Annotated in this window: 21 protein-coding genes and 1 pseudogene; 7 read left to right on the top strand and 15 right to left on the bottom strand. The window is 43.8% G+C overall.

What is annotated here, in order from left to right; all coding sequences use genetic code 11:
* Nucleotides 1-168: 168 nt before the first annotated feature.
* From CHB62_RS02160 to rplS, 3 genes are all read left to right on the top strand, one after another.
* On the top strand, nucleotides 169-2,304 hold the full coding sequence (locus CHB62_RS02160; RefSeq protein WP_089365517.1) for a TonB-dependent receptor: 2,136 nt from the start codon (nucleotides 169-171) through the stop codon (nucleotides 2,302-2,304).
* A 451-nt stretch (nucleotides 2,305-2,755) separates the two neighbouring features.
* On the top strand, nucleotides 2,756-3,490 hold the full coding sequence (locus CHB62_RS02155; protein WP_089365516.1) for an acid phosphatase: 735 nt from the start codon (nucleotides 2,756-2,758) through the stop codon (nucleotides 3,488-3,490).
* A 134-nt stretch (nucleotides 3,491-3,624) separates the two neighbouring features.
* Entirely contained in the window at nucleotides 3,625-3,987 is a 363-nt protein-coding gene (gene rplS / locus CHB62_RS02150) for a 50S ribosomal protein L19 (protein ID WP_009012229.1), read from the top strand.
* A 355-nt stretch (nucleotides 3,988-4,342) separates the two neighbouring features.
* On the opposite strand, the gene CHB62_RS02145 is transcribed toward rplS, so the two are convergent.
* Nucleotides 4,343-4,627: a hypothetical protein gene (locus CHB62_RS02145; RefSeq protein ID WP_089365515.1), complete on the bottom strand. Its 285-nt coding sequence runs from the start codon at nucleotides 4,625-4,627 to the stop codon at nucleotides 4,343-4,345.
* 848 nt (nucleotides 4,628-5,475) lie between these two features.
* On the bottom strand, nucleotides 5,476-5,850 hold the full coding sequence (locus CHB62_RS02140; protein ID WP_009012227.1) for a RidA family protein: 375 nt from the start codon (nucleotides 5,848-5,850) through the stop codon (nucleotides 5,476-5,478).
* 104 nt (nucleotides 5,851-5,954) lie between these two features.
* On the opposite strand from CHB62_RS02140, the gene CHB62_RS02135 reads away from it, so the two are divergent.
* Together CHB62_RS02135 and CHB62_RS02130 are read left to right on the top strand one after the other, a co-directional pair.
* On the top strand, nucleotides 5,955-7,259 hold the full coding sequence (locus CHB62_RS02135) for a phosphoribosylaminoimidazolecarboxamide formyltransferase (RefSeq protein WP_089365514.1): 1,305 nt from the start codon (nucleotides 5,955-5,957) through the stop codon (nucleotides 7,257-7,259).
* Between the two features lie 11 nt (nucleotides 7,260-7,270).
* Nucleotides 7,271-7,456 carry a hypothetical protein gene (locus tag CHB62_RS02130; RefSeq protein WP_089365513.1) on the top strand — a complete coding sequence of 62 codons (186 nt, stop codon included), beginning with the start codon at nucleotides 7,271-7,273 and terminating at the stop codon, nucleotides 7,454-7,456.
* An 85-nt stretch (nucleotides 7,457-7,541) separates the two neighbouring features.
* Here CHB62_RS02130 and CHB62_RS02125 read toward each other — a convergent pair whose 3' ends face one another.
* The 5 genes from CHB62_RS02125 to hpt all read right to left on the bottom strand — a co-directional run bounded on the left by CHB62_RS02125 (nucleotide 7,542) and on the right by hpt (nucleotide 12,109).
* On the bottom strand, nucleotides 7,542-8,633 hold the full coding sequence (locus CHB62_RS02125) for a hypothetical protein (RefSeq protein WP_254919361.1): 1,092 nt from the start codon (nucleotides 8,631-8,633) through the stop codon (nucleotides 7,542-7,544).
* A gap of 266 nt (nucleotides 8,634-8,899) precedes the next feature.
* Entirely contained in the window at nucleotides 8,900-9,679 is a 780-nt protein-coding gene (gene pgeF, locus CHB62_RS02120; protein WP_089365511.1) for a peptidoglycan editing factor PgeF, read from the bottom strand.
* Nucleotides 9,672-10,844 (bottom strand): GTPase ObgE, encoded by a 1,173-nt coding sequence (gene obgE / locus CHB62_RS02115; protein ID WP_009012221.1) that lies wholly within the window; start codon nucleotides 10,842-10,844, stop codon nucleotides 9,672-9,674. Before obgE ends, pgeF begins: the two co-directional genes overlap by 8 nt.
* A 153-nt stretch (nucleotides 10,845-10,997) precedes the next feature.
* Nucleotides 10,998-11,570 carry an adenylate kinase gene (locus tag CHB62_RS02110; RefSeq protein ID WP_089365510.1) on the bottom strand — a complete coding sequence of 191 codons (573 nt, stop codon included), beginning with the start codon at nucleotides 11,568-11,570 and terminating at the stop codon, nucleotides 10,998-11,000.
* Entirely contained in the window at nucleotides 11,570-12,109 is a 540-nt protein-coding gene (gene hpt, locus CHB62_RS02105; RefSeq protein WP_009012219.1) for a hypoxanthine phosphoribosyltransferase, read from the bottom strand. The genes CHB62_RS02110 and hpt overlap by 1 nt, the downstream gene beginning before the upstream one ends.
* Before the next feature lie 81 nt (nucleotides 12,110-12,190).
* Between hpt and CHB62_RS02100 the strand changes: the two genes are divergently transcribed.
* Entirely contained in the window at nucleotides 12,191-13,708 is a 1,518-nt protein-coding gene (locus tag CHB62_RS02100) for an NAD(P)H-hydrate dehydratase (protein WP_089365509.1), read from the top strand.
* 144 nt (nucleotides 13,709-13,852) lie between these two features.
* Here CHB62_RS02100 and CHB62_RS02095 read toward each other — a convergent pair whose 3' ends face one another.
* Together CHB62_RS02095 and CHB62_RS02090 are read right to left on the bottom strand one after the other, a co-directional pair.
* Nucleotides 13,853-14,866, bottom strand: coding sequence for a class II fructose-bisphosphate aldolase (locus CHB62_RS02095; protein ID WP_009012217.1), 1,014 nt, complete (start codon nucleotides 14,864-14,866; stop codon nucleotides 13,853-13,855).
* A 203-nt stretch (nucleotides 14,867-15,069) separates the two neighbouring features.
* A pseudogene (locus tag CHB62_RS02090) lies at nucleotides 15,070-15,780 on the bottom strand (MIP/aquaporin family protein); the annotation flags it as partial.
* A 253-nt stretch (nucleotides 15,781-16,033) separates the two neighbouring features.
* Here CHB62_RS02090 and CHB62_RS02085 point away from each other — a divergent pair.
* Nucleotides 16,034-16,849, top strand: a complete 816-nt coding sequence (locus tag CHB62_RS02085; RefSeq protein ID WP_089365507.1) for a Cof-type HAD-IIB family hydrolase — start codon at nucleotides 16,034-16,036, stop codon at nucleotides 16,847-16,849.
* A 250-nt stretch (nucleotides 16,850-17,099) separates the two neighbouring features.
* Here CHB62_RS02085 and CHB62_RS02080 read toward each other — a convergent pair whose 3' ends face one another.
* From CHB62_RS02080 to CHB62_RS02055, 6 genes are read right to left on the bottom strand one after another with little or no spacing between them, the layout of a single operon-like run.
* A complete protein-coding gene (locus CHB62_RS02080; RefSeq protein WP_089365506.1) occupies nucleotides 17,100-18,917 on the bottom strand; it encodes a MutS-related protein in 1,818 nt (605 codons plus the stop codon).
* A gap of 30 nt (nucleotides 18,918-18,947) precedes the next feature.
* Nucleotides 18,948-20,258, bottom strand: coding sequence for a thioredoxin family protein (locus CHB62_RS02075; RefSeq protein ID WP_089365505.1), 1,311 nt, complete (start codon nucleotides 20,256-20,258; stop codon nucleotides 18,948-18,950).
* A gap of 29 nt (nucleotides 20,259-20,287) precedes the next feature.
* On the bottom strand, nucleotides 20,288-20,962 hold the full coding sequence (locus CHB62_RS02070) for a hypothetical protein (protein ID WP_089365568.1): 675 nt from the start codon (nucleotides 20,960-20,962) through the stop codon (nucleotides 20,288-20,290).
* A gap of 43 nt (nucleotides 20,963-21,005) precedes the next feature.
* Complete coding sequence (locus tag CHB62_RS02065) at nucleotides 21,006-21,794, bottom strand: Omp28 family outer membrane lipoprotein (protein WP_089365567.1); 789 nt, start codon at nucleotides 21,792-21,794, stop codon at nucleotides 21,006-21,008.
* 5 nt (nucleotides 21,795-21,799) lie between these two features.
* Nucleotides 21,800-23,428, bottom strand: coding sequence for a DUF6029 family protein (locus CHB62_RS02060; protein WP_089365504.1), 1,629 nt, complete (start codon nucleotides 23,426-23,428; stop codon nucleotides 21,800-21,802).
* A 4-nt stretch (nucleotides 23,429-23,432) separates the two neighbouring features.
* Nucleotides 23,433-23,924, bottom strand: coding sequence for a TlpA family protein disulfide reductase (locus CHB62_RS02055; protein WP_089365503.1), 492 nt, complete (start codon nucleotides 23,922-23,924; stop codon nucleotides 23,433-23,435).
* Nucleotides 23,925-25,114 lie beyond the last annotated feature (1,190 nt).

Below are 25,114 nucleotides of genomic sequence, written 5' to 3'. Positions count from 1 at the left end.
ATCGAATACACTGCTTGTCTAAGAATGAAAGATAATCTCTCTTTTCATGAAAAAACAAACAACAGCATCCTCTACGACTCTAACTATACCTTGTTTTAGGTATTGTGAGTTTGAAAGACTATTTATACCTTTGTAACCAATTATTAATATTTAACGGATTGTGTTCACATGAAGAAAGAAGTAATTTACCTATCTCTTACAATGCTCACAATGGCTGCAATGCCTTGTAATGCACAAGCACAAGAGATGGAAGACACCACATTACAACTCAAAGAGGTAACGATTAGTACAACACGTATGCCTGAAGTAAAGCAGAATGCGGCTGCTACTGTTACCATCATTGACCAGAAACAAATAGCAGAAATGAGTAAGACTGCACCTGACATCACCCACCTTTTGGGTATGCTCACACCTGGTATGGCACTATCAAGCAATACCACAAGCTCGCGCTCACAATCACTTCGCGGACGAAGTGCACTTATCTTGATTGATGGAATCCCTCAATCAACTCCTTTACGTTCAACCGATCGTGACATAAGAACCATTGACATCGCTGCTATCGACCATATAGAAGTGGTGAAAGGATCTACTGCTCTCTATGGTAATGGGGCTATCGGTGGATTGATAAACATCATCACTAAGAAGAATACTACCAATAAGTCTTTTGCAGGAGAGACGACTCTCTCAGGGTCAACCTACAACTTCTTCCGTAAAGGAAAAGGCCAAGGTTATCGCATCAACCAGCAAGTCTATGGACGTGTGGGTAACTTCGATTACCTCGTAAATGGTGCTTTCGGACGTACAGGTAGCGCTATTGACGGTGACGGAGAGTTTATTTCTCCACGTTACGGACTCGGTGATACTTACACTACGAATGCCCTCGTCAACCTCGGTTACAGCCTATCTCCAAAGAACAGAATTGAGTTGATGTATAATTTCTATCGTAGTTTGCAGGACACAAAGCTGATTCCTTTCGGTGGAAAATACCTCCAAAGCCCTTCTATTGGCGTCATTGGCAACAAGGACCCACAGGCAGTTGACGAAGGAACAAGGTATAACCACAATGCATACCTCAAGTTTACTTCAAAGGACATATTCAAGCACACCGACTTAGAAGCGTCTGTTTATGGTTCAAGTCTATACACCATCTTCGACTTCCGAAAGGCTAATCCAGCACAACCAAGATGGGAGGAAACAAGCGGACAGTCGGCTGTTAAGGACCGTAAATTCGGTGTTCGTGCTCAGTTCAATAGTCGTCTTATATTCTCTGACGATGCCTTTGCGCACATAGTCTACGGTTACGACTACCTCTATAACAAGACTTCTCAACCCTTAGTAGACGGCAGGTATTGGATGCCATGGCTCACAAGCAACAACCATGCACCCTTTGTTCAAATCAAGACAACGCTCTGGCAGCACCTTAACGTCAAACTTGGAGGTCGTTACGACTACATTAGTGTGAAGGTGCCAGACTATGACGTACTGCGTAATAAGCTCTCTGACCCACAGGTTCAGGTCAAGGGTGGAACGCTGAAGTATAATAACATGTCTTTTAACGTAGGTCTTTCCTATAACAAATATCCTGCTTTTCAACCCTTCGTAGCCTACTCTCAAGGCTTTTCTATCTTCGATTTAGGTCGCACACTACGTGCTGCTAAGGCCGATGTACTCACTAAGATCTCCACAGAACCAGTAAAGACTAACAACTACGAGATTGGTGCTTACTCTGATATCAACCATTGGTTGCAACTCAATGGCTCGTTCTTCTACACCTATTCTAAGTTAGGAAGTGACCTCAAGATAGACCACGGCTTCTGGGTAGTCAATCGTACTCCACAGAAGGTATATGGCGTTGAGTTGAGTGCAGACGCACAAATCCTCAGTAACTTAAAGGCTGGTGCTAACTTCTCATGGTTCGAAGGTAAGCTCAAATCAGCTACTGGTGATTGGGACACATACATGTCGAATATCTCTATCCCAGCCGCTAAGTTGGCAATGTATGTCAACTATGCTCCAGTCAAGAACACCTATCTCCAGCTGCAATACATGCATACTGGTAAGCGCGACCGATTTGCTCCTAACGCATCAGGAAAGTATAATGAAGGAGAAGGAATAGTAAGTCGTATCAACTTACTAAACCTCACTGCAGGTGTTAAACTGAAGGTTTGTGACTTGAGTTTGGCTATATCTAACTTGCTAAACTACACTTATTACACACCAGCATCTATGATGATGGCACGTAATGCAGAGTATGCTCATGCTGATGGACGCAAGATTACGCTCACAGCAGTGTTTAAGTATTAAGGTTGAAACACTCTCTTAAAGATATTCACAGGTGTTGGGAGTTTCTTGAATAACGAAGTGGAGAGTGATTAAGCAGTCCTCTTACACTTATACAAGAAGTCCTTTTAAACACTGATACACCTTATTTATATATCGTAACCCACAGGCAGGGAAGACGGAAAGCAACGCATGTTGCTCCTCTTCCCTGCTTTTCATTTACTCTCTCAAAACCCTTATCGTATTAGCACGATTGTTGTTACGCAAACGAAGAAGTATTACGACACTATAATATAAGGTCACACTATCAGCCATTTATACGTAAAGAAGCCAATAGTTGCAACCCCTCAGAAAGGCTGTCAATGCAGAATGCAACTATTAAAAACCTATTAAACCTTTGAAAAACACGTACAATTCCCTACTTTTGCAGCATATAACACATATCAACTTAAATTCATTAAAACAACTATTCATTATGAGAAAGAGTTTGTTCGTAAGCTTTGTTATGCTATTAATAGGCATGACGGTGAATGCTCAGGATTACAAGAAGCAGTCGTTCATACCAGAGGCTGACATGCCAGATGCCGGTATCTACCTCCCAGCCCCACCAGACACAGCATCCTATCAGTTCGACTATGACTTCCGTCAGTATTGGTGGGGTCGCAAGATGAGAGAGGACAAAGAGCGTGCTGCACAGGCTAAGTTCGATGCTAACTTTGATGTTGATTCAGTCCTCGTAGGCTTTGCTCCTTCCTTTGGCATGCTCATCACACCAGAGAAGACACCTGAGACTTACAAGCTCATGTGTATGATTGGTATTGATGGTAACCATGCTGTCGACCGCGCCAAGGCTAAGTATATGCGCAAGCGTCCATTTGCTCAGTTCCATGAGCATACCCTCCAACCACAGTTCGAGGCAGAATTAATCAACAACGGTTCCTATCCTTCTGGTCATACTTGCCGTGGATGGATTTTCGGATTGACCTTAACAGCGTTGAACCCATCCCGTGGCAACGAAATCATGAAGCATGCCTACGAATATGGTCAGAGCCGAGTAATCTGTGGATACCACTATCAGAGCGATGTCGACGCAGGCCGTCTCTGTGCAAGTGTAGGCTTTGCTGCCGTACAGTCATCAGATGCTTTCCAGAAGCAAATGGCTAAGGCAAAGAAGGAGATTGCAAAGGTGCTTGCAACAAATAAGCATTAAAAAGCATATAAATACTTTGTCATTTCATTGAAAAGTAGTAACTTTGCATCGCTTTTGGCGTAACCGCTGGTCGTGGAAGAGTCATGGACTATGTTACGTTGGAACGACAAACAATATTTAATTAATAAAAGACAATGGATTTAATTAAAGTTGCTGAAGAAGCATTTGCAACCGGCAAGCAGTTCCCAGAGTTCAAGGCTGGTGACACTATCACTGTCGCTTACAAAATCGTCGAGGGTAATAAGCAGCGTATTCAGCTCTACCGTGGCGTAGTAATCAAGATTTCTGGTCATGGAGAGAAGAAGCGTTTCACTGTTCGTAAGATGTCAGGCACCATCGGTGTTGAGCGTATCTTCCCTATTGAGTCACCTAACATCGATTCTATCGAGGTGAACAAGCGTGGTAAGGTTCGCCGTGCGAAACTCTACTACCTACGTAATCTTACAGGTAAGGCTGCACGCATCAAGGAGAAGAGAACCGTTGCTGTTGAAAAGTAAATCCTTGAGAATCCAAGAAAATAAAAGCTCGAAACCATTGGTTTCGGGCTTTTTTATTTGTCTCTCAAAAGGTTTATTTACCACTACCTCACCTGTGACACGTTAGAAAGAGAGCGAAATCAATAATCCTAAGAACTTACATACAAACTTACATCTCACTTTTCGCTTAACCCCGAGACGTGGTATTCCTCTATCAAAGGTGGCATTAAAACAATGTAGGGATATACGCCTTGTTTATCTCATAACAGGCCTTTGCTGCGGATAAACCTACCGTATGTCCCTACAAACCCTCACAGACAGTCTTTCAGCATCCAGTCTTCAAGACCATCCCCTACCCCATCATACAATGGAGTACTTAATCTTCATAATTCAACTTCGCATCGTTTTCGCCATGCAAAGCAGCACTTAAATCCTTCCAGTTTTGGAACCCTGCAAAGAGAGCCAGCCTATCTAATGTTTTTTTAGAAGGTTTTTCTATCCCCTTGAAATAGCCTATCAGCTTCTTCAACGATGCTGACCCCAAGTGGATGTGATAAAGTGCTAACCTGTCAGACAATCTCTCCAAATCGGAAGCCAGCTCTTTACGCATATTCGTCCTTTGCCCAAGCTCCTCGATAATGGTTCTAAGCTTCTTTCTCATACCTCATTCTCCAGTATAAATACTAACGTGTTACAAAAGTAATAAAAGAATAAGTAATTAAGTAATATTCAACGACTTTTCTCAACGTTAAATATGTTAATTAAACTTGTGAACGAAGGGGTAATAATTTAATGAGTTCCATCACTATGCGATACCACTTTGACTTAGAACGCCTTACGTCGTTTTCTAATAAAGAAGAACCTAATCTAACAAACCTTATTCTGAGTTATCTAACGCCTTATCCGCCCCTTTCTATCCTCCATTCCAACAGCATTTCGGAAGGCGATTAAGCCTTAATACCATTCGTGCAAACACATCATATAACGACAGAAAAAGGGGTGATTATCGTCTTTCCTACCCTTTCTATCTATCTTCCTAAGCAACAAAACGTTCCTCTTTTAAGATTTTCTACCAGTGCAATCGACTTTTTAATGAATGTTCCATATCTTCTTCTCCCTATCTCAAGGGCATTTGTAGATACATAAAAAATCATTACATATTATAGAGAAAAGCTCTCTCATAGCAGGAATATAACATCCTCAACTATCAAGCTTATAATCCTCACTATATCAGCATATTACAAACAGCATTGCAGAAGACGCCCTTCTTGCATCAAGAAGGGCGTCTTCTATAGGCAAGAAGGGCATATTCTGCAATCTAATTAGGCCTCTTCTCTTAGCTTGAAGGGCATATACTGTTTCCGAGAGAGGTGAAAATTATTTACATCAAAACGATTGGGATAAATCCAGATGAGCGTTACTCGTATGTAAACATCTGTGCCATTCCATGAGAGAACAGACCATCCTCCCCACAAGCTAAGAGCATGCGATTAGATAAATCACACCACCTTACTTCACAGCAATGCACTCCACCTCAACGAGTGCACCCTTTGGCAAAGCTTTGACAGCGAAGGCTGAGCGGGCAGGATAAGGTTCCTTGAAGAACTCAGCATAAACCTCATTCATCGCTGCGAAGTTCTCCATATCTGAAAGGAATACTGTTGTCTTAACGACATGAGACAGGTCAACACCAGCAGAAGCCAACACGTTACGTGCATTCGTGAGTGATTGGCGTGTCTGTTCCTTCACACCTCCTTCAGCGAAAGCATTGGTAGCTGGGTCAATAGGGAGCTGACCAGATGCGAAAATGAAACCGTTAGCCTCGATGGCCTGGCTGTAAGGACCTACTGCAGCAGGTGCCTTGTCTGTGTGTAATGCTTGCATATCTATTATAATTTGTAAGGGATTAAAGGTAGCCGAGGGTGTATAGTCAATGACAAGACAGCCCTCTATGCTCCAAAGATTAATTTTTATCGAGTGTAAAAGTAATGATTTCTTTCAAAAGAAACAAACCTGAAGGGCTATTTTACTTAAAAACAACGACCGTAACAACGTATTCCATTATTTTTCCTTACCTTTGCATAACCATTTACATATACCACATAAGTTATATGAAAGAATTAGCTCTTAAGTACGGATGCAATCCGAACCAGAAGCCTTCACGTATCTATATGGAGGAAGGCGAACTCCCCATCACAGTTCTCAGTGGTCGTCCAGGCTACATTAACTTTCTTGATGCACTCAACAGTTGGCAGCTTGTTAAGGAGCTGAAGGCTGCTACGGGTCTTCCTGCAGCCGCATCATTCAAGCATGTCAGCCCAGCTGGCGCTGCAGTAGGTCTTCCTTTGAGTGAGACACTCAAGAAGATTTACTTTGTCGATGATGTTGACTTCGAGCTTACACCGCTTGCCAGTGCCTATGCACGTGCTCGTGGAGCCGACCGTATGTGCTCATACGGTGACTTCTGTGCCCTTAGTGACACCTGCGACAAGGAGACTGCGCTACTTATCAAACGTGAGGTTAGCGACGGTGTGATAGCCCCTGACTATACTCCGGAGGCTTTAGAGATTCTAAAGGCGAAGCGTAAGGGGACATACAATGTTATCAAGATTGACCCTGACTATGTACCTGCTCCTATCGAGAGAAAGCAAGTCTTCGGTATTACCTTTGAACAAGGGCGCAACGAAGTGAAGCTTGATGACCCCAAGCTCTTCGAGAACATTCCTACAAAGAACAAGACTTTCACTGCGAATGCCAAGCGAGATCTTATCATATCGTTGATTACTTTGAAATATACTCAGAGTAATTCGGTTTGTTATGTGGCTGATGGACAAGCTATAGGGATTGGGGCTGGACAGCAGAGTCGCATCCACTGTACCCGTTTAGCTGGTAATAAGGCTGACGAATGGTGGCTACGTCAGTGCCCAAAGGTTATGAACCTCCCATTCAAGAAGGATATTCGCCGTGCTGATAGGGACAATACTATCAACATCTACATCTCTGACGAGTATGAAGACGTGCTGCAAGATGGCGTATGGCAACAGTTCTTTACAGAATGTCCAGAGCCTCTGACACGTGAAGAGCGTAAGGAGTGGATTGCCAAAAACACTGGTGTTGCACTTGGTTCTGACGCATTCTTCCCATTTGGCGACAATATTGAGCGTGCGCACAAGAGTGGTGTAAAGTATATAGCACAGGCCGGAGGGAGTATTCGTGACGACCATGTCATCGACACATGTGATAAGTATAACATCGCAATGGCCTTTACAGGCGTTCGTTTATTCCATCATTAAAGAGATTAAATATGAGCGATATAGATGAAATCATCGAGAGTGGAGTGGTCTTTCGAGGTGCCTCGAAACCCAAGACCGATGATGGCAAGGTGAAAACCAAAGCCAAGAAAAAGAAATATATAACTGGTGCTCATGGCTCTGGCAGTGCTAAGCAGAAGGCGAAATACCGTCAGCAACGTGCCAACCGACACAAGTAAATAAATCAACAAACGCCCTCGTTTGTCCGCCCCTATCAAAGGGATTTGGAGAAATGAGGGCGTTTGTTATTGATGAAACGGCTGTCTATTCATAGCCATCACCAAAGTCTTCACCAGGATACTTCCTTAATAAGCTGGCAAAACGAGGATTATAATGAGACAACATAGCCGAATGGAAGTTTGTTGCCATCGTTATATCAGAGCTATACTCACGGTCGTTCTTTTTTGATGACAAGGCAAGTGTTGCGTCAATAAAGTTGTAGGCCCACTGGTTGTTGTAGGCCATTACAGCCTCAAATAAGTATTTGCTACGTGGCAGCATACTATTATTATCCTTCTTAACCTCATCGTCTCGGATACGCATCAACATCGGGATAAATTCCTGACAAGGCCAAACCGTAACCGCCAACAAGGCGTTATTGGTTTCATCATCTTCACTTTCTACATCCTCTTCCTCGTTTGCATAACGAGACAAAGCACTCATTAAAATCGCTTTATCTCCCTCTCTACGAAAGCGAGCTAAGGCTTTCAACGCTTGATAGGTTTGCTCCTTAAGCACAATCTCCTTTATTCTTGCGTAATAACTCGCCTTCGGTGGGAGTCGTAATAAGAGTCTTCTGGTATATAGATAATTGGACAATCCTACTGCATAAAGTGCTAATGAGTCATTGCGCAAAGAATCTTCTTTACTAATGACCGCCTTTTTTCTACACGACTGAACATTACGTAAGAACACACTACCAACACGTTCTTCCCACCCAACATCGCCTGAACAGACACCTATCCTCGTCGTATCTGTATAATTCGAAAGCAATATGTCTTCTAAATGTACATACTTTCGACGTATCAGAGCATCTGTGGCAGCAAGACGAACGACTGCGGAATAGCTCCTACTTGTGAGTTCACAAAGTTCTTTTGTAGTACATAATGAGTCTAACAAAGGCTGCACAATAGGAAAGGCTCTTGCCCCTTTGGACGTCTTTATATTAGTTGTGTCTATACAATCCAACAAACTATCAACATTGAGATAACACTGTCTACTATCAGCATTAGACCTTTCATAGTATGTTCCTGTCCTATTCAATAGAAAGAGAACTTTCGCTATCTGTCCTTGTCGCTTGTCTGTACATGCAACCAAAAGCATACATATTGATAGGAAAAACACGATTTTCTTCATACGATACAACAAATATCTCGGTACGGAATAAACGTCTCCTTAGACAGCAAAGATACTAAATTATTCACAAAGACATGCCTTTCAATCACATTTCCTCACCTTATTATATCCCGATCTGAACGCTCAACACCACTTACACAAACACCCTTCTCGAATTCTTTTCATGATAAGAAATATTTTTCTTCACGACAAGAAAGATTTATTTTCACGACAAGAAATATTTATTTACATGACAATAAATATGTGACAACACGTCATGCGGAAATTTATCGCAGGGCTATACCAGTGTAAATAGTGCCAAATCCCTCCTTTAGAATACGTGCTGAGAAGAATTCTGAAGCATTATCATAGGTGCAGATAGCCGCCTGAAGGATGTTAGCAGTTGGTACACCGAGTTCTTCTAATTGAAGTTGATTACAGAGCGGAAGGTCGATATGCCATTTCTCATACATCCGTGCAATACGTTCCATAGGGAAGCCTGCTTCAGAAAAGGCGTCATATACCTCCTGACCAACCTCAAAGTTCTTTAATGAGATACATGGTCCTACAACCGCCTTAAGCTCCTTTGGGTTGGTACCGTACAGTTCTGTCATCTTACGAAGTGTATGTTGAGCGATACGTTGCACCGTGCCACGCCAACCGGCATGGGCTGCCCCAATAGCAGAGTGAACGGGGTCGTAAAAAAGAATAGGAACACAATCGGCCGTATGAACACCAATGCAAACGTTACGACAATCGGTAACGACAGCATCTTTCCCTTCTTCCCTCTCATACTGTTCAGCGGCTGAAAGATGGAAGAAATCATCCGTCACGGTAAGACAGTGCGTCTCATGTATCTGATGAAGACGGACAATCTTATCTGCTTTGACGCCAATCTCTGCAGCTACGGCCTGCAGATTTTCAGCTACAGCAGATGGGTCATCCCCCCGATGAGGGTTGATATTGAGTGTTGCAAGTTTCCCCTTGCTAACACCGCCATGGCGGGTAGTACTAAAGCAGACTACCTCGTCGGCAAGATTAAAGTAATGTAGAACAGGCTTAATCATCCGTATATTCAAAATCTTCGAGGTCTTCCACCTCATCTAACTCGTCTATTCCAACCTCTTCTACATCATCTATATCAGCATCCTCAGCCGCTAACTCGGCTGCAAAACGTGACATATCCTTATCACGATGGACAAGTGTGTCTTCTGAGAGAATACCCTGTAGCTTATTACTCTCAGCGTTCAGTTCCCTCCATAGAATATCCTTCAGCTCATCAAGACCTTGTCCAGTAACTGCTGAAATGAAGACTACAGGAAGGTCGGTTGGCAATGTCTCGCGCAGCATCTCAATGAGTTCATCATCAAGAAGGTCGCTCTTTGTTACCGCTAAAACACGGTGCTTGTCGAGCATCTCAGGATTAAACTGCTGCAACTCATTAAGTAGTATCTCATACTCGCGCTTGATGTCGTCTGTATCCCCTGGTACCATAAAGAGGAGAAGGGAGTTGCGCTCGATATGACGGAGGAAGCGCAAGCCGAGTCCCTTACCTTCGCTTGCCCCTTCAATGATACCTGGAATATCGGCCATCACGAAGCTCTGGTTGTCACGATAGCTGACAATTCCTAACGAAGGTTCCATTGTTGTGAAGGGATAGTTGGCTATCTTGGGCTTTGCACTTGAGAGAGAAGAAAGCAAAGTAGACTTACCTGCATTCGGAAAACCCACCAGACCGACATCAGCGAGCAACTTCAACTCAAGAATAACAGTCATCTCCTGCATTGGTTCACCTGGTTGTGCATAACGGGGAGCCTGATTTGTGGATGTACGGAACTGAAAGTTACCCAATCCACCACGTCCACCTTTCAACAGCAATACCGTCTGTCCGTCGTGCATAACATCACAGACATACTTGCCCGTCTCGGCATCATAGACAACAGTACCACAGGGAACGTCGATATAAACATCCTTACCATCCGTACCATGACACTTGTCACGACCACCATTACCACCATGTTCAGCATAAATGTGACGCTGAAACTTCAAGTGCAACAGCGTCCAATAATTGTGGTTACCACGCAGATAAACGCTTCCACCTTTGCCACCGTCGCCACCATCTGGGCCTCCATTAGGGTTATACTTCACATGACGAAGGTGCATGGAACCTCTACCTCCCTTACCAGAGCGGCAGTATATCTTTACATAATCAACAAAATTCGAATCAGCCATAGCAAGTGATGAATGTTAGAGAATAGTATGAATAATCGTTTATATCAACTGACCTTTTATTATTTAAGGTCTAATTAGCAAAAAGCTGATAGGCTTTAGGAAAAGACAATACATATAGTATCTGCCCATACCTAACACCTATCAGCCAGTATATTAAAGTTCTTCAATAACAGACGCAATACGTGCGAAGATATCATCTACAGTTCCGAGACCTTCCACATGATGGTGGATATTCTCACCCTTGTACCAGTCGATTAATGGAGAAGTCTGATTGTGATACACGTTAAGACGCTTCTTAATAGTCTCCTCGTTATCGTCTGAACGACCACTCTGCTGTCCACGGAGAAGTAGACGCTTCATCAACTCTTCCTCTGGAACAAATAGTTCAATCATTGCTGCTACGTTGTGACCACGCTCAGCCAGCATCTTCTTCAATGCTTCTGCTTGTGGGATAGTGCGTGGGAAACCATCGAAGATAACTCCCTTATGCTCCTTTCCAAAGCTGTCATAGACGCTTGCAAGGATGTCTATCATCAACTCGTCTGGAATGAGCTGACCATTGTCAATGTAGCCTTTTGCCGTTTTACCGAGTTCTGTACCATTCTTTATCTCATTACGAAGTACGTCACCTGTAGAGATATGACCGAACCCATACTCCTCAATCATCCTGTCGCTCTGAGTGCCTTTACCTGCACCTGGCGCACCAAAAATCACAATATTCTTCATTATTCTTGTACTAATGTGTATATATCCCTTAAGTTACGACCCTCTTGATCGTAGTCGAGTCCATAGCCAACAATAAAGTCGTTTGGTATTTCAATAGCTGCATACTCTATGTTCAAAGGTACTGTAAGCTTACCTGGCTTCAATAGTAAGGTTGTAATATGTAGTCCTGCTGGCTCACGTGTACCAAGTGTCTCGAGCATACGCTTCATCGTTGCACCTGTATCAACAATATCTTCTACAATGATGACCTCCCTGCCACGGATGTCTTCATTCAAACCGATAATCTCCTTGATAGTGCCTGTTGAAGTAACACCCTGATAAGAGGCTAACTTGACAAAAGATATTTCACATGGGATAGTGATATTCTTCATCAAGTCAGAGGCATACATAAAAGAACCATTCAACACGGCAAGGAACAATGGTTTCTTACCTTCAAAATCCTTATTAATACGCTCTGCTACCTGTTTCACCCTATCCAGAATCTCCGCTTCTGGTATAGATGTCTCAAACGTTTTATCCTTAATTGTTACGCGACTCATGCTTCTTTATTTATAATTTAGCGCAAAATTACGAAAATAATACCAAACTATCCGCATTTATTTTGTAAATTTGCCATCGTTATGAAGATATTTACAAGTGCCCAGATTCACGAACTGGACAGATACACTATAGAGCATGAACCAATCAAGTCAATTGACTTAATGGAACGTGCAGCCAAGGCTATTACTCGTGCTATCACTGAGGAATGGTCTACAAACACGCCAATTGTTGTCTTTGCAGGCCCCGGCAACAATGGTGGGGACGCTCTTGCTGTGGCCAGATTACTGATAAATGAAGGGTATAAGGTAAGTACATACCTCTTTAATATCACCAATCATCTATCGGAAGACTGCGTAACAAACCGTCAGCGACTGCTTGATGGTAAGCATGCAAAGGACTTTACGGAGATTACAGCAAAGTTTGATCCACCAGAGCTGACCGCTGACACTTTGGTTATTGACGGTCTCTTCGGATCTGGACTCAACAAGCCTTTGGCTGGAGGATTTGCTTCTTTGGTGAAATATATCAATCAGAGTCCTGCAAAGATTGTAAGTATTGATGTGCCATCAGGCCTGATGTCTGAAGACAACACCTATAACGTACGTGCCAATATCATCCATGCTACACTCACGCTGACCCTCCACGAGCGGAAACTCTCCTTCCTTTTCGCTGATGCACAGCAGTTTATTGGTAGACTGAAAGTACTTGACATTCGTTTAAGTCAGGAGTTTATTCAGAAGACTGAAGCACAGTATTATGTATTAGAAGAGAGCGACATTCGTTCACGTCTTATCCATCGAGACGATTTCTCACACAAGGGAGACATGGGGAATGCGCTTATCATAGCTGGTAGTTATGGTATGTCGGGGGCAGCAATATTGTCTGCTCGTGCTTGTCTACGCTGTGGTGTGGGCAAGACCACCGTACATACACCCAAGAAGAACTACGACATCATGCAGATTGCAGTCCCTGAAGCAGTCTTACAGATGGACCACGAGGAGACAGCCTTTACCGAAGCCGTTGATACAGATGACTTTGATGCATTAGCCATTGGGCCTGGCTTGGGCAGACAAGAGCCTACAGCAATTGCGATGATAGCACAGATAAGACGTGCGCAATGCCCTATTGTTGCAGATGCGGATGCTTTGAACATCCTTGCAAGCCATCGTGCATGGATGCAACAACTACCAAAGGGAATCATAATGACACCTCATGCGAGGGAACTCGACCGCCTGACAGGCTCTCCAGCCAATGCTGATTACGAGCGTCTCCACCGTACACGTGAGTTGGCAAAGTCGTTACAAGCCTACATTATACTTAAAGGACATAACAGTGCACTATGCCTTCCTAATGGTAACGTTATCTTCAACGCCACTGGTAATAGCGGTATGGCAACAGCTGGAAGTGGTGATGTACTCACCGGCATCATCACTGCCCTCCTTGCACGTGGCTATCATCAACAGAACGCTTGTATGGTGGGAATGTACTTACACGGCCTTGCTGGCGACTTAGCCGCTAAAGACTTAGGTAAGGAGAGCCTTGTTGCAAGTGATATCATCAACTATCTTCCTAAGGCCTTTAAGCTCTTGGATGATTAGCCAATCACCCACCCGTAGCCTATTATAATAAGGTATCAGCCTACGAGACATCGTCTCTTAGAAAACGAAACAACCAAAAAGCGGCAACTCCAAAAGGAACTGCCGCTTATTTTTATATCTAATCAAACTGATCTCAACTGACGATTAGTCGCAGTTAACGAGCTTGTTATCAGAACCAAGAACATCAGTGATCTTGTGCTTGTAAAGGTCCTCCATGTACTCACGAGCCTTACCACAGTACTGACGTGGATCGAAGTACTCAGGATGTTCATCAAATGTTTGACGAACGCCAGCAGTAAAGGCAAGACGAGAGTCAGAGTCGATGTTAATCTTACATACAGCACTCTTAGCAGCCTGACGAAGCTGATCCTCTGGGATACCTACAGCGTTTGGCAACTTACCACCGTGTTCGTTGATGATGTCAACATACTCCTGAGGAACAGAAGAAGAACCGTGGAGAACGATTGGGAAGCCTGGGAGCTGCTTCTCGATAGCTGCGAGAACGTCGAAAGCCAATGGAGGAGGAATCAAACGGCCAGTCTTTGGGTCACGTGTACACTGCTCTGGAGTGAACTTGTAAGCACCATGAGAAGTACCGATTGAGATAGCCAAAGAGTCACAACCAGTGCGAGTAGCGAAGTCAACAACCTCTTCTGGCTTTGTATAGTGAGATACCTCAGCAACAACGTCATCCTCAACACCAGCGAGAACACCGAGCTCAGCCTCAACAGTTACATCATACTGATGTGCATATTCAACAACCTTCTTTGTCAAAGCAATATTCTCCTCGTATGGAAGAGCAGAACCATCAATCATCACAGAAGAGAAGCCGAAGTCTACACAAGACTTACATGTCTCGAAGCTATCACCGTGGTCAAGGTGAAGTACAATCTCTGGATGATGGCAACCCAACTCCTTTGCATACTCTACAGCACCCTCTGCGAGGTAACGAAGTAGCGTCTGGTTAGCATACTTACGAGCACCCTTAGATACCTGAAGAATAACAGGTGATCTCAACTCAGAAGATGCTTTGATAATAGCCTGAAGCTGCTCAAGGTTATTAAAGTTGAATGCTGGGATAGCATAACCGCCTTTGATTGCTCTCTTGAACATCTCACGTGTGTTCACGAGACCTAATTTCTTGTAATCTACTACCATAATTTCTATTATGCTTAAAAAATTAAAATTAATAAGTCTATACCTATTTTGTATTTGCAAAAGTACGGTTTTATTTTCTCATAACCAAGACATCACACATATTTAATAGCCTTTAAGTGTTAAAATCCCTAACAAATACTCGTTGCCTCAAGATTATAGATTAATAGGCTTATTAGCACCGTCTGTCTAATAAGCCTATTCTATTACTTCTCTGAAGAGTCGAGAACTCGCCAAATGACGGACGCTATTGCACCGCCAACAAACGGTCCGACGATGAATATCCATAGGTTACTCCATGCTGCGGAAGGACCTCCTGCGAGCTTAACAAACAAAGCTGGACCAAATGAACGTGCTGGGTTGACTGATGTTCCTGTATAACGAATACATACAAGGTGTACGAGGATGAGCGACAAACCTATTGCTAATCCTGCAAACTTACCTGTTGTACCATTGGTCTTTGACGTTGTACCCAATACTACAAGTACGAATACGCATGTAAAGATAATCTCTGCAAGTAGGCCACTTACGACACTTATCCCTTCTTGCAACCCATTTGCGCCTAAGCCTGCACCTGCAGCTGCAAAGCTACTACCGGCATTCGTGACAAGGAGGAACAGTAGTGCTGCACCTATCAGACCGCCAATAAACTGGAACAACATGTACATCACGCAGTCTTTCGCACTCATACGACCACTAAGGAAGACACCGAGTGTAATCGCTGGATTAATATGACAACCAGAGATACCCCCTATCGTGTAAGCCATTGCGACTACAGAAAGACCAAACGCAATGGCTGTTCCAACTACAGCTGCTTGATTGTTAACAGGGTCACAACCCAAAGATACAGCTGCGCCACAGCCCATGAGGACCAATACCATTGTACCGATCATCTCAGCTAAATACTTCTTCATAACTCTCTTCGATTTTAATTAATATTTATTTATCCTGACTTTAATGTCTTTAGAATGGTTAATTCGCTGTATAAACGCTTTCGCCTACGATTTATTATATCGGTCGTCTACTTTTTGAAAGTTTTTGGTTTATATCAAGAGAAACACGGCCTTTACTTCATAAAAAGCCGTACCTTTGCAAAGAGATTCATGCGTCTCAATAAGAATTAGATGTTTTCCACAACCGAAAATACAAAGAATAAAGTATTAAAGCAATATGAAGTATAAGATGATAGTGCTCGACTTGGACGGCACACTGACCAACAATAGAAAACTCATAACCCCTCACACCCAGCAAGCCCTCATGCTGGCACAGGCTGCTGGAGTGCATGTCGTACTGGCATCTGGCCGCCCTACATACGGTATCGTCCCTTTGGCGGAGGAGTTAAAACTGAAAGAAAACAACGGTTATATCCTCGCCTTCAATGGAGGAAAGATTATCGACTGCACGAACAACAACGTTCTTTTTGAACAGAAGTTGGACGAGCAGCTTGTTCCTCTGCTCTATCAAGAAGCGAAGAAAGCTAATATGGAAATCCTAACCTACCAAGGGGAGGGTATTGCGGCTACCAACAAAGACGATAAATACGTACAACACGAGGCTTTCATCAATAAGATGCCCGTCATGCAATACGATGATTTCCTTCATCAGTTGGTCTATCCTATCAACAAATGTCTCATTGTTGGCGACCCTACCCCACTCCATGAGTTAGAATTAAGATTGTCTAAAGAGTTGGAAGGGAGGATGGATGTCTATCGTTCGGCCGACTTTTTCCTTGAGTGTGTACCGCTCGGCATCGACAAAGCCCGCTCTCTCAATCGTCTCATCTCGTCGCTCGGTATTAGCCGCGAGGAGGTTATCGCCTGCGGTGACGGATATAACGACCTTAGTATGATACGCTTTGCAGGACTCGGTGTAGCGATGGCGAACGCTGCAGAAGACATACAGAAAGAGGCCGATTTCGTCACCTTATCGAATGAAGAAGATGGTGTGGCACATGTCATCGAACGCTTTATTCTTCCAACTGAGTAGGCGAATTAAATTAGTTAACATCACTAAGACTGAATTATGTTCATGAAAAGAAATATTTTTCTTCATGAACATAAATATTTTTTATCGTGAAAAGAAATATTTCTCTTCATGAAAAGAATTCGAAAACAAGCTAAAGTCGACCAGTCCTAATAGTCGATTTAGCTTATTATTTATCCTTATTAAACACGCTGAAAACGATAGGATAGCCGCTCACCAACTATCTTATCCTGCCCTCAACTTACTCGACTATTCAAAAGACATTGGGCTTTAAGATTCCTTTCAGCAAGTATGTCGCATTCTGATTACGGGCTACTCCCTTGGTAATCTTATACGAATAGGTGATATCCTCACCTAATTCTATCTCAAAACAATAGTTATGAAAAAGCCCCTCATACTCGTTCTCCATCTTTGAAAGCTCAAGGTCGTGCGTGGCAATGACGCCTGTCACATTGCGTTCTGCGATGTATTGTAAGAAAAGACGAGACCCATTCAACTTATCGAGGGAGTTTGTTCCCTTCAATATCTCGTCTAAGATAATCAGACTCGGTACGTCATCATGCAACGAGCCTAACAGTTTCTTCAAACGAAGCAACTCCGCATTGAAATAAGAAATACCGTGGGTAAGGTCGTCCGTGGTGCGCATGCTCGTAAAAAGATGGAACGCTGAGACCTTCAACTCGGCTGCAAAGACGGGCAAACCATTCATTGCTAAGAGGTAATTAATACCTAACGAACGAAGGAAAGTACTCTTTCCTGCCATATTTGCACCCGTGACGATGTAATACTCATGGTCGTGAATAGTGAAGTCGTTTGCCACAGCCTTCTCGCCAAGGAAGGGATGATAAAGACCTTTCGCTTCGTAGACTACCTTATTCTCCTCGCTGATTTCGGCCTTTACTGCTCTATCTTCATTCAGTCGATAGTTACCCATTGACACCAAAGCATCAAAGAGATTAAGACCGTCAATCCATTCTTTTGTGCGTTGCTCATACGTGTGTTGCCAACGAAGGAACAGTCTTACAATCGCAAGATCAATCAAGGCAAAACTGTTGAAGATAAACACCCCGACCTCATTACTTCTGTTATCTATCTTTTGTAAGATAAGTTCTAACTGCTCAAAGGAGGCCTCTGCACCCGAAAGCTGTGCTTTCAACGCTTGGAGTTCAGCCGACTTAAACTCAGTCGTGTTAATCAACTTCAATACTTGCAAGTAACCATCTACCTGTGCGTGTACCTTTGCTATCAGTTCAGAAATGACACGCATGTACTTATGTCCACAAAGGAAAGAGAACATGAAGTTGAACATTCCCCACCATAGAGGGAGCAAAGAGGGGGCTAAACCCATAATGGAAAGCACGATACTCACGTAGAACCCGAGTAAATCGGCATAACAGAAATAACGCAAGAGAGGGTTGTGGAAAATCTTTGGAAAGGTCTGCTGATGAATAGCCGTCAGTGCTTTCAACACTTCTGCTGTATTAATTCGCTCTTTAACGCCCAAAGACTTGAAGGAAGACAAGAATGTTTCGTCTTGTCCTAACTCGTCAATAGCAGCCATTCTCATGCGTATCTGTCCTACAAGTTCCTCCCTTTTCGCATGTCCCCACTCAGTAGACAGACAGGCTGCCAACTGGTCGCTACCACCAGTAGAGATGGTGCGGTTCATCCTTTGAAACAGTGATCCTGCCCCGAAGACATCCATATCAAAGGTGTAAGGATGTTGCGGACAAACATACTGTTCGCCAGCTTCAAAGCCTGAGAAATTGCCATGCTGATAGTCTATCTCATTCTGATAAACCCGCAGCAGTGCCTCTCCGTGCTTTATCTTTCGGTCGTTCAATACGTCACGATGACGGATGTAAAGATAGAAACACAAGGCGGCTACGGCACAGAGGAGTGTCCAAGCCGCATCAGCCAATAGCGTGTAGAGAACTACAAAGCCAATGGCAACTAAAAAGGAACCGATTTCTGTCAAGATAAAAAACCGACTACGGCTACGGAGAGACACGAGCATTGTACTCGTCTCTTCCGCTTTATGCTGATACAAATCAGTTAAGTCTTTATTCATGGTTACACCTATATAATATTGAAGGAGTCCTTATCTTGTCACTACCTCTTTGCTCACTCGCCCATCACTGTACCTCACGATGTTAATTCCCCTTTGTGGAGTCGTGATGCGTCGACCGTCAAGTGTGTAGCGTCCTACCACTACTTCGCTACGAGTACCATCTGAAACAGAAGAGATGCCAGTGGCCTTTGGTTCAGAGATAACACACTTAGCTGCATTCTCAACATGCCTCGTTTGTGTGTTAATCAGCAGGACACAGACACGAAGATTCTCTTTCTTTTGTATGACTTTCTTACTATTAATATCTTTAAAGACGTAGGAATGGTTCAGTGGGGTATCTGCTTTAATCGGCGCTTCGACGTGACCTGTTACAGGAACATTCACCCCCTCTGCTGCAATAGCTACAAAGTTGTTCTTAAGATTATGGATTTCTCCTGGAGAGTCGATTATCTCGTCGAACTCCTTTGTTACTCCGCGGTCTCCGTGACTACCAGAGTATGCATTGTTCTGCACCCATCTTGAGTCCGTCATTCCATCCTCTGTTAGGACATAGGCAAAGCCGTATGGAGCCTCATCTCGGTTCACTCGGAATGTAACAACAGGCGTCACTGTAATGTTGTTCTTACTCTCGTCCCATACAGCTGACACCTCAAGGTCCATGTCTGCACCAGCTTCTTGCTCTGCTTTGAACTCATCTACACCCAAGACATAGCCTAACTTGTGGCTTCTATTCATATCAACTGTGGGAAAACGGTTCCCCTTAGCCTTTGAATAATAGTCCCAACAGGTCAATGGATCATCAACATGTACAGCAATACCGACGAAGTCATCGCCAAAAGTATGCGACAGGTTTTCCATAAGGGCAATCCCTGTTGGACAATACCTGCACCACATTGCCGTGTATTCCTCCACTGCTATCCTCCGCTTAGGGACCTTTGTTACTGTAATTCTCGGTAGGTTAGCATAGCTAATCGTTGCACCATTACGTCCCCCATTCACCTTTGTTATCGTGAAGACAAGTTCGTCCTCTCCTAATTCTGTGTATGGTGGGACATCTACCTCAACCACAGCATCATCGTTATGTCCCAACGCCTGTGGGAATACATAGTGTTTTGACTCCAACTCCCTCCCATTGAGAGAAAGCGTATAGTCTATGTTCTGAATAGTAGTCCTACCTATATTAGAGACTTTCATCTTCCCTTTTACACTCTTTGCAGTGATGGGTACATACACTCTCTGCCCCGCAGTAGGCATGAGAATATGCTCTTGTGCCTTAACGTTCACGGTGTATGAGAAGAGAGCAATTAGTGTGATGATTTGTATATAATACTTACGTAACATGTCAGGTTGTGCATTTTAAAGATGAATGTTTAGTGAATTACGCATTTCTTAATCGTGGTAACACCCTTTGCAGACTGCTGTCTCACAAGGTAAAGACCCTTAGGAAGACCTGCCAAAGACGTAAGTTGCTTATACAATAAGGAACCTTGCGTATTGAAGACATCGTAAGTAAGACCCTTCTGTGACGCTACTCCTGCTATTGCTGTTGGGTTGGTATCGAACTTAATAGTAATAGATGGGCCCTCTATCTGCTGTTCTGAGTCAGACTCTTTAGTAGTAATCTTCAATGTAATTGAGCCCTTCTCACTATGTTCGTAAGTGTGTTCTATCGCAATAGACTCCTTCTCCGAGCCTGCCAACAGCGGTTGACTTCCTATCTCTGTACTATTACCTTCTTCTACAGGAGTACATCCGCCGAGTGCACAAACCGTCACATTACCCCCATCAATGCTGTTAATTCTACTGAAAAGGGTCACTATCAGGTCCTTATCCGACGTATTCTTAATATACACCTCACCTGCTATTTCCTTCCATCCAGGTGGGAACATGGCATCTTTCACAGCGTTTAATACCACCGTTGTGCCGTTGGGAATAACCTTACCTTGCGCATCCACGAAGGCAACATCATTGTTACTTGTCTGTGCTTGAGCACTAACTAAAAGACTGGTCAGCAGTCCGAATAATACGAGTAAGCGTAATTTCATATTGTTCATTTTATATTTATCTACTTAATTGATGATAATTTATTTACGAAATAGAAACCTTTTGGCGCACAGCCTGCAGTACTCCGCTATCGTTATAGACGAATCCTACAATCCACGCATTGCCTGGTACGACATCTTCCGGGAGTGTGTACGTTGTTTGCTCCACGTGCGTTCGCATTGAAGAGAGCGTTAACTCCGTTCCCCACTCCCCATTGATAGCAGCACGGAACACGTGGTTATGCACATACTCCTTATCCATCTTATTGTTTGGAAAGAGCTGTGGAGCCACGACACTATCCTCTACTAACCAAAGCTGAAGCCTTCCCTTCACATCATCGGACAATGTTTTTAAGTTGGTTTCAATCTTCACTTGACGTGTAGCAGCGTCATAGTGACATTGAAGGGCTATATTGATTGTAGTCGTTTGAGCGAACTCTTCGTAGATACGCCCAGCCCAAGTATCTTTCTGTAGGACGCCTCCACGACGATTGATAATGGCTTTCGGCACATTAGGAACTGCCCAATACTTGTAATAAACATCCCCTGCATCAGTGCGCAAGCCCTTAACTCCACCCATACTCTTTATTGCGAGCGGTCCAGCATGTATGCCCACGGCTATCAATCTGTCTGCTCCATAAAGTTTTTGCAGCTCTTCTATCGTCTGAGAAGCTGCCGGACAGAAGATACAACGCTGCCCTGTAAAGTCCTCTATGAGTACATTTCGCTGAACAGTTGCAGGTGGAATCTCTATCAATCGTTCGTCAGAACCAACTGAATCACAGCCTGTCAAGAGTGCAACAGCAGCCAAGATAAGTATATAAAAACGTCTCATTTCCATCAAAAGTTATAATTATAAGAGAGTGTCAAACCCTTTGTTGCAGGGATATAACGGCATACTCCACCCGAACAATTAAAGCCCGCACGTGTTCGACCATAGCCTAATTGCAGTCGATGTGCCCCGCCGCTATAGGTTACATAGCCTTGGTAGTAATGCACATGACTGTTACCTGCATTGTAGAGATCGCTCACAGTGACCATCCAATGCGGTGCGAACGATAGTTCTCCCAGCCCGAATAGCCAGTCTTTATCGCCCTCTTTTGATGCAAGATACTGCCCTTCGACACGCAAGATGGCGTTCGTTCCGAGTTTCTGTTTGACATCTGCGACGAAGATATGCGTGTTTAACATTCCTCCATGCCCTTCTAACAAGGTCTGATTGTACCGTTGATACATATACATCAGGTTTAACTTCGTTGCTTTAGAGAGTCGCTTCTCCAACTGCACATCAATATCTTGATAATAGGTAGCGTCCCCCCATGCCCAAAACGGGCTACCATAACCCTCTGTACCCATCTCTCCTGCACCCTTCTTAAGCACTGAATGGACATGAGAGAAGTTCACTTTCGTTGTTGTTCCATACTTTCCTCCCATCCATGAGCCCTTTGGAAAGGTGTAAGCTGCCGTTGCTTGATAAGCCCACTCACCCTCGGGGCGTGTAGCGTAAGGGTAGAGTGCTGCCAAGGTATAGGTATGCTCCACCGTGAAAGGCGGTAGATGATTGATGAAAGAGGAGATACCTTCCATCCCTCTACGGCTTCGGAAGCCCATATTCGTACTGCGTTTTGCTTGCAACAATAGGCTCATTCCACGCTTAGAATAGGACCCAGAGAGCATTGCCACATAGCCATTACGATAGATGTAACCATTATCATGCGAAGGATCCTGCGTCTTCATTGCCATTTCTGCCAATACATTGAAGCCGTGATGTTGCACTCGTAGACGTAAATCGAACGCATTGACATAACGAGGAAGGCGCAACCGATGGGTCGGGTCGACCATCACCACCTCGTCTCTCTCGTATTTATTAAGGTAGGAAGCACCTAACATTATATAGGTATTATGCTGTTGAAGCGACTTAAACGACTTTTCCATGTTCCATTCCACATCTGCTCCTGTCATCCAACTCTTATTGTGATGCCAGTAACGACGCTGTCTACCCGTAAGCAACTTGACCGCAACTCCCGCACAAGGGAGATAGTTCAAGCGTGCACCTTGCAATGAATTGTCAATTCCAAGACTGCGTTCTTCATACGAACGGAGGATGAAACCAGAGCCAAACTGCTCATAGAAGCTACCCAAAGTAAGCTCCGCATTCTTATAACGACCCTTCAAGTAGGCGTAAGGAACGCCCCAACCCTTAAAGTCATGCTCGTATCCTGGGAGTGGATGGGGCATATATTCCAACCTTGCACCAGCCTCAAAGTATCTGTTTGAAAGCCTCAAGTCAAGATAAGTATTCGTTCGGAAACGACTGCCTGTAGCCTCTGCGCCTGTCGCGCTGTCCTTTTGTGCCAACAGCATATCACTCTGAAGACTTCCAGAAAGGTGTAATTTGTCGGACTCTTGTGCATAAAGCGATGTACTACTCAGGCTTATGAGCAGTCCTATCATCATCCATCTTTTCATAAAATCACCTTCCTGCTACCTCTTTCACCTTCTTATATAGCTCCATCTCAGCGCCATCTGTGTAGCCATTATGCTTATAAACAATCCTGCCCTGACCATCGAGTAAGACCGTATAAGGCACTGACAGAATACCTAACGAGCGTCGGAACTCACCATTAGGGTCGAGTAATACATCATAACGCCAGCCATTCTGGTCGACCATCGGCTTCACTTTATTGACGTTTTGAGCCTGATCAATGGATACTGCAACGATTCGCACACCTGTTTCTCGGCGCCAATCATCATAAAGCTCATCAATGCTTTTCAACTCACGGTCGCATGGCTTGCACCAAGTAGCAAAGAAGGTAATAACAAGAGGATTGCCATTATTAGAGATAGTGTCGGTTTGTACGGTCCTTCCTTCTATGTCTTTGAGTATCACTTTGGGCAGTCGCTCTTGTGCAGACAACGCAAAGCTCACCAACAACAAACAAAGGGATAGAAATAACTTATTCATTGTTTTTAATTATATTGGTGCTACAAAAATACGAAAAAAAAGCGATATAGCAAAGAAGAAACAGCCAAAGAGAAACAACATTATACGTCTTGACCGATTTTAGACTTGTCCGTCATGCGTATCATGCTCCCTTATCTTATTCGCTCGGGGTAGTTTTCTGCTGTAATAAAGAGGTTGCTTGAGAGCGATAGGGAGTATTATCTCTCACGAAGGACTTTTCTTTCTCTCACGAAGAACATTTCTTTCTCTCACGAAGGACTTTTCTTTCTCTCATGAAGGACATTTCTTTCTCTCACGAAGGACACTTCTTTCTCTCACTAAGGACATTTCTTTCTCTCACAGAACTCACAGATCTAACAGAACTTTTTTGCGCACAGGTTCGAGTCCAAAAGATAGTGGCCCCTCCCCCAACCCCTCCCCCGCAGGGAGGGGCGTAGTATGTGAGGTTACCCCTACAAGACTGCCATTAAGGGACATAACGAAGCCTACATCCTTTTTATAGGGGTATCTCGGTGATTACGCCCCCTTCCCTTCGGGGGAGGGGAAGGGGGAGGGGCCAACTGGTAGTTAGTATGTGAGGTTACCCCTACTGGCCTGCTGACACGAGGTGTGAGTAAGCATTTCTCTCACGCTGGGGAGTTTTTTCTCTCACAGAGCGCACAGAGTTCACGGAGCTTTTTGGCGCACAGTTTCGAGCCCACAGAAGGCCTTCGGCATACAGAGAACACAGAGCGTTACTGCTAAAATCGCTTGTAAAGTCTGTGATAGCTTGTGCCTGAATGGACCTCTATGGGAACTTGATTCTGTAAGAGGAAATGTCCTTCACGACAAGAGGGAATCACTGAGAGACACCAACAAAGGTAATAGGAAAGAAAGAGGGAAGGCTAAACAAATTAGTAGAAATTATAAAACTATTTCATTAACAATCCCTTCTTAATTTGGAGAAAAGGCTTGACTCGATGCAAGAAAAGGCCCTTCTTCATACAAGAACATGCTCTTCTTGCCTCAAGAAGACGCCCTTCTTGAAGCAAGAAAGGCATTTTCTTCAACCCAACTTGTAAGATTCAGATTCCTTGTAGGTTACAAACTCATTCATAAAACATATATTACTCCTATGTCGAGGACACTTAGCTTGAATGCTTGTAACGATTTTTTACCTTATTGTCAATTCTTCCAAAGTGGGAAGAAGA

The organism is Prevotella jejuni (genome assembly GCF_900187995.1).
GTDB classification, from domain to species: Bacteria; Bacteroidota; Bacteroidia; order Bacteroidales; family Bacteroidaceae; genus Prevotella; species Prevotella jejuni.
This window is presented reverse-complemented; position numbering and strand designations above follow the sequence as displayed.

Excerpts from the sequence above, each read along its gene's own strand:
- CHB62_RS02160 (WP_089365517.1), top strand. The coding sequence starts at position 169 with ATGAAGAAAGAAGTAATTTACCTATCTCTTACAATGCTCACAATGGCT.
- CHB62_RS02155 (WP_089365516.1), top strand. The coding sequence starts at position 2,756 with ATGAGAAAGAGTTTGTTCGTAAGCTTTGTTATGCTATTAATAGGCATG.
- rplS (WP_009012229.1), top strand. The coding sequence starts at position 3,625 with ATGGATTTAATTAAAGTTGCTGAAGAAGCATTTGCAACCGGCAAGCAG.
- CHB62_RS02145 (WP_089365515.1), bottom strand. The coding sequence starts at position 4,627 with ATGAGAAAGAAGCTTAGAACCATTATCGAGGAGCTTGGGCAAAGGACG.
- CHB62_RS02140 (WP_009012227.1), bottom strand. The coding sequence starts at position 5,850 with ATGCAAGCATTACACACAGACAAGGCACCTGCTGCAGTAGGTCCTTAC.
- CHB62_RS02135 (WP_089365514.1), top strand. The coding sequence starts at position 5,955 with ATGATTTCTTTCAAAAGAAACAAACCTGAAGGGCTATTTTACTTAAAA.
- CHB62_RS02130 (WP_089365513.1), top strand. The coding sequence starts at position 7,271 with ATGAGCGATATAGATGAAATCATCGAGAGTGGAGTGGTCTTTCGAGGT.
- CHB62_RS02125 (WP_254919361.1), bottom strand. The coding sequence starts at position 8,633 with ATGAAGAAAATCGTGTTTTTCCTATCAATATGTATGCTTTTGGTTGCA.
- pgeF (WP_089365511.1), bottom strand. The coding sequence starts at position 9,679 with ATGATTAAGCCTGTTCTACATTACTTTAATCTTGCCGACGAGGTAGTC.
- obgE (WP_009012221.1), bottom strand. The coding sequence starts at position 10,844 with ATGGCTGATTCGAATTTTGTTGATTATGTAAAGATATACTGCCGCTCT.
- CHB62_RS02110 (WP_089365510.1), bottom strand. The coding sequence starts at position 11,570 with ATGAAGAATATTGTGATTTTTGGTGCGCCAGGTGCAGGTAAAGGCACT.
- hpt (WP_009012219.1), bottom strand. The coding sequence starts at position 12,109 with ATGAGTCGCGTAACAATTAAGGATAAAACGTTTGAGACATCTATACCA.
- CHB62_RS02100 (WP_089365509.1), top strand. The coding sequence starts at position 12,191 with ATGAAGATATTTACAAGTGCCCAGATTCACGAACTGGACAGATACACT.
- CHB62_RS02095 (WP_009012217.1), bottom strand. The coding sequence starts at position 14,866 with ATGGTAGTAGATTACAAGAAATTAGGTCTCGTGAACACACGTGAGATG.
- CHB62_RS02085 (WP_089365507.1), top strand. The coding sequence starts at position 16,034 with ATGAAGTATAAGATGATAGTGCTCGACTTGGACGGCACACTGACCAAC.
- CHB62_RS02080 (WP_089365506.1), bottom strand. The coding sequence starts at position 18,917 with ATGAATAAAGACTTAACTGATTTGTATCAGCATAAAGCGGAAGAGACG.
- CHB62_RS02075 (WP_089365505.1), bottom strand. The coding sequence starts at position 20,258 with ATGTTACGTAAGTATTATATACAAATCATCACACTAATTGCTCTCTTC.
- CHB62_RS02070 (WP_089365568.1), bottom strand. The coding sequence starts at position 20,962 with ATGAAATTACGCTTACTCGTATTATTCGGACTGCTGACCAGTCTTTTA.
- CHB62_RS02065 (WP_089365567.1), bottom strand. The coding sequence starts at position 21,794 with ATGAGACGTTTTTATATACTTATCTTGGCTGCTGTTGCACTCTTGACA.
- CHB62_RS02060 (WP_089365504.1), bottom strand. The coding sequence starts at position 23,428 with ATGAAAAGATGGATGATGATAGGACTGCTCATAAGCCTGAGTAGTACA.
- CHB62_RS02055 (WP_089365503.1), bottom strand. The coding sequence starts at position 23,924 with ATGAATAAGTTATTTCTATCCCTTTGTTTGTTGTTGGTGAGCTTTGCG.